Genomic DNA, 8,431 nt, shown 5'->3' with positions numbered 1-8,431 from the left:
TAGATAACCACACCAGACACTTAACTTATACTCAGGGATATATTTACATTCTGGAAGACACATTTAAATACTTTTGCTACAAGTCTTAGCTTTTTCAAAAATATGGGCTTTAGACTTGTCAAAAGTATTTATGGTGCCGAAAGAATGTCAATATCTCCCGGAGAATAAGTTAAATGTCGGCCGTGGGTGTCTATAGTGCGACAACCTCTTAATTTACTCTTCTAATGTTATCGTCTCAATTCTCTTAAGAAGTTCATTTGTAAGTTTATCCAACTCAATTGAATCTCTAGACTCTGCATATAATCTACATAAAGGCTCTTCCGCATCTGGCAATACTAATACCCATCCATCATCAAAATTCAACTTTACTCCCTCAATCAAATCTACAGAATTCGAGTCATTTTCCTCAATTAGATTTCTCATTACTTTTCCCTTCATATTCCACGGACATTTTACTTCCTTTTTTGCTATATAATATTTAGGTATTTGAGCAAGTATCCTTGAAAGCGGTAAATTGCTTGCTGCCATAAGGTTAATGGTTAACATGCATACACTTATAGCATCAATAGTCATTAGGTAGGAATTAACCATTTCCCTTCGACTTAATACTTTTTCATTCTTTAAATATGCATCAAGAATAGATCTTTGTGATGTTTTAGTTCTTATAAACTTACAGCCACACATTTCTGCTATTTGTTCCATAGTTGAAGATGCCGTTACTGGAACAACTAATGTTCTAATATTAGTTGTCTTTAGCATTATAAGAGCATTTAGTGCGTCATATAAATCATCCCTTATTATGTCACCTTTTTCATCTATAATTATAGATTCTTCACACTCATCATCAATTTTTATTCCTAAATTAGCATTATTTTCAATGACTTCTTTTCTTAACCCAATCACATCATTGAACTCACCATAGATTTTAACGCCAATTTTAAGTTCTCCGAATATAGTCTCAACTATATTTAAAATCATAGGATTTCTTATACTTAACACAACTTTATACTTTTGACTTCTTATATTTCGAACACCAAGTTGATTTACAACTTGCCTCACATAATATTCCAAACCATCACGCATATGATCTATCTTTTTAAAAGAATCAATTTTAACTCTTCTAAAATCTTCTCTTATAAAGCTGTTCTCAATTTTCCTTTCTAACCCTTTATCTATATCTAGACCATTACTATCCATAAATACAATACTCACCTTTTGTGTATCATCATTCACTGAAACATGAATACTTCCATGTACCCCAAAAAATAAAGTTGACTGTCTTGCTAATGCTCTTGGAATCCTTCCTAAATCTAAAACTCCAATTCCTATAGAAAGAAGACCAGTTGCTAATGAGTATTTAAACATTTGCGCTGCTCCGCTATCTGAACATGAAATTGCAACTTTTGAATCTGATTTTAAAAGTGATCCATAAGCTGAGCCAAGTTTTGATACAAACTCCGGATTTATATCAACATTTACTTCTCCACTTATACCCTGCCTACCAAATAAGGATCTACTAAATTTTCCTCTCCATATTATATTAGATTTTACTATAGTACTTGAATCAATAATTTTATTTGGCCATATTTTGATTCCTGGCTTTACAATAGCTCTTTCTCTTATAAGCGTATCATCTCCAATTGCTGCCTCTTCAAATACAGAAACCTTTGATTCAAGCTTCACCTTTTTACACAAGACTGCACCTCTAACTTCCGTATTGTCTCCTATATAGCAATTATCAAATATAACACTCCTTTTTATAGTAGCACAATTAGAAATTATGTTGTTCTTACCCAATATGCTGTATGGTCCAATTTCAGCTTTGTCATAAATTTTCGTCCCACTTCCTATATACACAGGGGTTGATAGTTTAGCCTCTTTGCTAATTTCGCAGTTTTCTCCGATCCATATGCCATCTCTATATTTTTCGCCTTTGATAGCAACATCTACCAGACCTTTTAATATATCAAAATGACATCTAATAAATTGTTCTATATTTCCTATATCACACCAATATCCTTCAGCTACGTAGCCATACATAGGTCTTTTTTCACTTAACAATATAGGAAATAAATCGTTACTAAAATCAAATTTTTGATTTTCCTTATAATATGAAAATATTTCAGGTTCAAGTATATAAATTCCTGTATTTACTTTATCGCTGAAAACTTCGCTCCAACTTGGCTTCTCTAAGAACCCTGTAACTTTACCATCGTTGTCAGTTACAACTACCCCAAATTCTAATGGTACAGGAACCTCTTTTAATACTAATGTTGAAATGGAACCTTTCTTTTTATGGTATGCTATAGCTTTAGATAAATCAATGTCGGTTAAAGCATCACCACTTATAACAATAAAACTATCATTTAGAAATCCTTCTGCATTTTTTACGCTGCCTGCAGTACCTAGTGGATTCTTTTCTATAAAATACCTTATATTAACCCCAAATTCTCTACCATCACCAAAGTAATTTATAATTTCATCTGGTAAATATTGAAGCGTAACTCCTATATCAGTTATTCCATTTTTCTTTAGAAGGTCTACTGTGTACTCCATAACTGGTTTATCCATTATTGGCATCATAGGCTTAGGTATATTGCATGTCAAGGGCCTTAACCTTGTTCCTTCCCCACCCGCCATAATTATAGCTTTCATAAACTCTCATCCCCTCATTTGAAATTTATATATTTCTATTTGTTTCCCCTTTTTTCCCTAATTCATTTTTAGTGATTTCAAGTTTTTTATTATCTCTATTTATCTTTTCTTTTACTTCTGATATACCCTCTTTAATATTGACTACTGCCTCTCTAGTTTTATTGGTTATTATCCCCTTAACTTCTATCGCATTATCGGTTATCTCTTTAGTCCTGTCAGTTATTTTCCCTTTCATATCTGACATATTATCTGAAAGATTATTTACCTTTTCTTTTGCTTTGCCAGTAATTCTATTTTTTATTTCTGATACAGTATCTAGAGTTTCTATAGTCTTTGAAGTTATATTGTCAAACTTATCCTTAACCCCTTTTTTTTCTTCATTTGATATTTTAGTTTCCCATTCAGTACCCTTTGCTTCATCTTGAACCATCTCATACATTCTTGTGGTAAGATCAGAAACCTTATCCCAGGTATATTTATCCTGTACTGATTCTAAAGCTTTCTTTTTTAAGAAATATGCTAAATTTTGATCGCGCAGAAGTTCACTAATATTGTCTATAAGACTTTCAACGCATCCACTTATTGCTTTCAATCCATTCACCCTATGATTAACTATCTCTCCAAGTCCACCTGTATCAGAAACTACTATTGGGCATCCTGCTGCCATAGCCTCTAATGCAACAATTCCAAAAGGCTCGTATAATGAAGGAAATACAGCAACATTAGCAATTCTATACATTTTATCTCTGTCTTCATCGCTCATATAACCAGTAAAGTTAACTTTAGCTTCTATCCCCATCTGTCTTACTCTGCTTTTTAGTTCTTCTGTCATTGGACCCGTACCTGCTATAATAATCTTCGTATTGTCATATCTCTCAATTATTCCCTGTGTAGCTTCTACCAGTATGTGTATTCCTTTCTCGAATACATGTCTTCCAACATAAAATACTATTTTCTCGTCATCTCTAGCATAGTTTCTTCTAAAATTCAACCAATCAAATTCAAAGTTAAATTTTTCTGGGTTAACTCCATTAGGTATAACCCACACCTTGTCCCAAGGCGCCGAAAGAATATCGGTTACTTGCTGTTTCATATAATTACTGCAAGCAACAACTTTCCACGACTCATATGTTAAAAACCATTCTGCAGATGATATATATCTCTGCATTTCGGTTTTTATTCCACTATTTCTTCCATACTCTGTAGCATGAATTGTTGCCACCATAGGAATCTTAAAGGACCATTTTAGCAGCTTGGCACTAAAAGCCGAGAGCCAGTCATGAGCATGTATTAAGTCAAATTTTCCATAGTCCGTAATAATTCTTGTTGCCTCCTCTGCTATTGCAAAATTAAGTTGCATAACCCACTTTATAAAATCATCAGTTTCAATATTATATGGTTTAACTCTGTGTACAAAAACTTCATCATTATTTTCATTAGAAGGAGCTGTACCTACTTCACAAGTTATAACATGAACTTCATGTCCCTTTTTACTTAAAGCATGAGACAAATAAAAAACATGATTCGATAATCCCCCTACATTTTTGGGTGGATATTCCCATGAAATCATTAAAATTTTCATTTACCAATTCCCCCTTATCTTACCTACAAATGTATTCTATTTTATTATGGCACTGTAAATTTATAATTTAATCTACAACACCTTATTTTCTAATAATTATATCTATTTATATAGTTTTTCATAATATTCTTTTATCATTCTATCTGCTGAAAACCTGTCAAGTATTCCCCTTATACTTGCACTCATCATCTCTCTCCACTTTTCGGGGTCATTGTAATACGTATTTATTACTTTATTTATGAGTACTTCGTATAAGCTGTCTGCATCATGCTTATCTTGTATATCTTTATTTTCAGATACAAATCCTCCACCAATTTGCCAGCCAGTGACTTCATCCCAACAAGCTTCAGGCCACCATCCATCTAAAGTGCTTAAATTTAGTACGCCATTAATAGCAGCTTTCATACCTGATGTTCCACAAGCTTCTTTAGTTACTCTCGGATTATTTAGCCATACATCTACCCCTCTTGTAAGGAGCATAGCTTTTCTCATATTATAATTCTCTAAAAATACAACTGACTGAGGATATTTATTTTGCATACTTAAAATATGCTTTATTATTTCCTTCCCATCAAAATCAAGAGGGTGTGCTTTAGTAGAAATTACTATTTGTACATCTCCACTTTCTAAGAATGGCTCTATTCTATTCTCATAAGTGAAAACTAAATCCGCTCTTTTATATGGGGCAGCTCTCCTCGCAAATCCCATCAGCAGCTTATCTTTATTGAGCTTAACTCCCGTATCTAAACGAATTGAATTTATGAGCTTTATCTTATTATTCATGTGATAGCTCCATATTTCCTTATCATTTCTATATTCACCGATTAATTCATCATCTCCCCACGTAGGAATGTGTACTCCATTAGTTATACTTATTATCTCACTTCTTCTATCAACAAACTTCCACATATCATTAGCAATTCTACCATGCATGGATGAAACTGCATTAGATTTCCTAGACAACTTAAGACCTGCTGCCGTCATATTAAAAGGCTCTCCTCCTATTTCTCTGACTAGATACCTATCTAGATTGTTAAATGCTCCCATATATTCTAAAACATTTAACCCATGAAACTCATTACCTTCAAAAACTGGCGTGTGAGTGGTAAATACGATTTGCTTTCTCGATTCATTCCATGCATCATAAGGGTTATATCCTCTTTCTTTTTTTTCTCTTATGAGTTCAAAACCAGCAAATACTGCATGCCCTTCGTTGAAATGATATATATCAATATTTTTATTAAGAGCTCTAAGTGCTCTAACTCCTCCAATTCCCAGAATCATTTCCTGGGCTATTCTTTCCTCTTCAAACCATCCATATAACTGTCCAGTAATCCATCTATCAGCATTTTCAGGCAAATCAGTATCTAATAAATATAAGTCAGAGTTATCAAAACAATCTACTTTCCAAACCTTACAAATAACATCTCTATCTCTTATTTTTATATTAACTTTAACACCAGTATCCTTCAAAAAGTCATATTCGTTATTATAAAAAGAATCCACTATCCTTTGCTTACTATCTATGTGCTGCTCAACATATCCTTGTTTCCACTTGATACCTACTCCAATAACAGGAAGATTGTTATCTTTTGCTGCTTTTAAAAAATCACCTGCTAGTATCCCCAAACCTCCAGCATAAATTTTGAAATCTGAATTCAGCCCAAACTCCATGCTGAAATACGCAACACTCGGGTTGTTTTTTTGCATTATCCAACCATCTCCTTCTAATTTTACACCACAGAAACTTTATTGCTTAATATAAACTATATAAACTATTATAAATATTTTATTTATAAAATCAACCTTTTTTAGCACATTTTTAATCAAAATTTACCTTTATATAAAGTTATGCTTTATTATATTTTATTTACTTCATTTTTCTTTAAATTTCTTCTGTTTTTATCGTTATATACTTGCATTTTATTACTTTTTTTCTTATTTTTTTCTGTTTTTATTTGCCACAAATTAGGGAACATTATCATTTAAAAGCCTCCCCCTTTTATCCCCTTGAATAGTGTTTTTTATTTATATATCATTTATCAAAAAATTAAGTTATATTATTTTTATCTTTCTTATTTCAGTACTATAAAAAAATAGATATAATGCTTTATGTATTCACAAAGACACCTATCTATTTTATTTAAGCTTATTTATTATGGGGAATATAACTAGAAAGCAGACTTATACGCAGGGAGATGTTGCCAAAGCTGAAAGCACATATAAAAACTTTTTAATCAATCTTAGCGAAGTATTTTAGAAAGTCTTAGGATTATTGATTTGTTTGAGGTACGAGTTTATCAATAGTTCTTAGACTTTCAAAATACTAAGCTTTAGTTTGATAAAAAGTTTTCATAGTGCAGAAGCTTGGCAACATCTCCCGGAGAATAAGCCTGCTTTCGGCCGTACAATCCTATAATCTATAATTGAATATACCTATTTTGTTCCTTTAAGCATTTCTGCCACAGCTGCAATATTTCCAAGTGAAGATAAAGTTTCGTTCGGAAGTATAAGCTTGTTAGCAGGGTTTTTGGCCATTTCCTGAAGAGCCTCTACTTGTTTAAGAGCAATTACCGTTTCATTAGTACCTGATTCTATTATGGATTTGTTAACCATCTCTATAGCTTTTGCCTGTGCTTCTGCAACTGCCTCAATAGCCTTTGCTTTACCTTCTGCTTCAAGTAATTGAGATTCTTTTAATCCTTCAGCACGTCTAATATTTGCTTGTTTTTCTGCTTCTGCCTGTAATATCTTTGATTGTTTTTCACCTTCTGCTCTTTCTATAGCACTTTGTCTAGCACCTTCAGCTTCTAAAATTACAGCTCTTTTGTCTCGCTCAGCTCTCATTTGCTTTTCCATTGCTTGTTGGATTTCTCCTGGTGGAATTATATTCTTAATTTCAACGGATAAAATTTTTATTCCATAGGCATCTGTAATATCATCAACAACTCTTAAAAGTTCAGAGTTTATTTTATCTCTCCCTGATAACACTTCATCTAAAGTCATATTTCCTACTATATTCCTCATATTAGTTATCGTAGAATAAACTATACCTGCCTTATAATTTTCTATGTTATATATCGCATCCTTTGGCCCCATTACTCTATAAAATATAACATTGTCTATAGATATTTTTACATTGTCCTTGGTAATAACACTTTGAGGATCTATATCAAGTATCTGTTGCTTTGTTGAAACCTTCTGTCTAACATAATCTGCGAATGGAATTGTTAAATGCCATCCTGGTTCTAGTATCCTGTGAAACTGACCAAATCTTTCAAGCACATACACATATCCAGTATTGACAATTTTAATAGCTGATATAATTGTAACAATTATGAAAGCTAAAATGATTAAAAATAGAATTTTTCCAAACATTTTTCATCCCCCTAAATCTTTTTTATAATTATTTTATTGCCATCAATACCTATAACCTTTGCCTTGTCACCTTTTTTTACCATTCCACCTTCGTTTTGAGCAATCCAGTATACACCATCTATTTTTATAGATCCAGTGCTAACTATATCCTCATCAATTATTATTTCCTTTCCCAAATATGTCTGCTCTCTTGTCGGCGTTGGTTCTACAGAGCTTTTTATAGTTCTTTTTACAATAGGATATCCTACTAGCATTAATATAGAACTTACTGCTATAAAAATAATAGACTGAGTTAGTAAAGAACATCCTAGTATTTTTGCTACAATTGCTGCAATAGCTCCGATTGTAATCCACACAAATAGAAAAGCACTAGTAATAATATCTATGAGCAGTGCTATTGAGCCGATTATTAGCCACCAAAAAACAGTACCCATCACATTAATCCCCCTTTAAAACAATAGCATTTATAAACTAGAATCTTGTTTAATTAAACTTTATTTAATTTATATTATACTCTAATAATACAGTATAATATAAATTAAATAAAGTTTAATTAAATGCTAAAATATAATATTAAATACCATTTTTCTTGATAAAATCTCCTTTTGGACAAACTCTCTTTTATTCTCTCTAATTTTCTAAAGCCTGTCTATACTTAAATTATATGTACTTTATTCTATAATACTACAAATCCTCATTCTGTAGATTAATATAATTTGACAATTTCTGTTTTGTAATTGATAATTATATTGAAATAAGCTGATAATATTAAAAACTGGGGGCTGTCGCAAAATAAAAATAATACGACGCAAAATT

At 32.0% G+C, this 8,431-nt stretch carries 6 protein-coding genes; all 6 read right to left on the bottom strand.

From position 1 onward, the window contains the following. Positions 1 to 213 precede the first annotated feature (213 nt). Entirely contained in the window at positions 214 to 2,655 is a 2,442-nt protein-coding gene (locus I6U48_RS19460) for a sugar phosphate nucleotidyltransferase (RefSeq protein WP_218322143.1), read from the bottom strand. Between the two features lie 25 nt (positions 2,656 to 2,680). After that, positions 2,681 to 4,237, bottom strand: coding sequence for a glycosyltransferase family 4 protein (locus I6U48_RS19455; RefSeq protein ID WP_218322142.1), 1,557 nt, complete (start codon positions 4,235 to 4,237; stop codon positions 2,681 to 2,683). Positions 4,238 to 4,339: 102 nt separating this feature from the next. Further along, positions 4,340 to 5,947: an alpha-glucan family phosphorylase gene (gene glgP, locus I6U48_RS19450; RefSeq protein WP_218322141.1), complete on the bottom strand. Its 1,608-nt coding sequence runs from the start codon at positions 5,945 to 5,947 to the stop codon at positions 4,340 to 4,342. 149 nt (positions 5,948 to 6,096) lie between these two features. Beyond that, entirely contained in the window at positions 6,097 to 6,222 is a 126-nt protein-coding gene (locus I6U48_RS30170) for a hypothetical protein (RefSeq protein ID WP_281421840.1), read from the bottom strand. A gap of 451 nt (positions 6,223 to 6,673) precedes the next feature. Further along, entirely contained in the window at positions 6,674 to 7,615 is a 942-nt protein-coding gene (locus I6U48_RS19445) for an SPFH domain-containing protein (RefSeq protein ID WP_218322140.1), read from the bottom strand. Between the two features lie 11 nt (positions 7,616 to 7,626). Continuing rightward, positions 7,627 to 8,049 (bottom strand): NfeD family protein, encoded by a 423-nt coding sequence (locus tag I6U48_RS19440; RefSeq protein ID WP_218322139.1) that lies wholly within the window; start codon positions 8,047 to 8,049, stop codon positions 7,627 to 7,629. Positions 8,050 to 8,431: the final 382 nt, after the last annotated feature.

Origin of the sequence: Clostridium thailandense (assembly GCF_019207025.1) — a bacterium.
GTDB lineage: Bacteria > Bacillota > Clostridia > Clostridiales > Clostridiaceae > Clostridium_AM > Clostridium_AM thailandense.
The sequence above is the reverse complement of the archived record's forward strand: the minus strand, read 5'-3'. Positions and strand labels throughout refer to the sequence as shown.

Coding starts and splice junctions, on each gene's coding strand:
- I6U48_RS19460 (WP_218322143.1), bottom strand. CDS start 2,655: ATGAAAGCTATAATTATGGCGGGTGGGGAAGGAACAAGGTTAAGGCCC.
- I6U48_RS19455 (WP_218322142.1), bottom strand. CDS start 4,237: ATGAAAATTTTAATGATTTCATGGGAATATCCACCCAAAAATGTAGGG.
- glgP (WP_218322141.1), bottom strand. CDS start 5,947: ATGCAAAAAAACAACCCGAGTGTTGCGTATTTCAGCATGGAGTTTGGG.
- I6U48_RS30170 (WP_281421840.1), bottom strand. CDS start 6,222: ATGATAATGTTCCCTAATTTGTGGCAAATAAAAACAGAAAAAAATAAG.
- I6U48_RS19445 (WP_218322140.1), bottom strand. CDS start 7,615: ATGTTTGGAAAAATTCTATTTTTAATCATTTTAGCTTTCATAATTGTT.
- I6U48_RS19440 (WP_218322139.1), bottom strand. CDS start 8,049: ATGGGTACTGTTTTTTGGTGGCTAATAATCGGCTCAATAGCACTGCTC.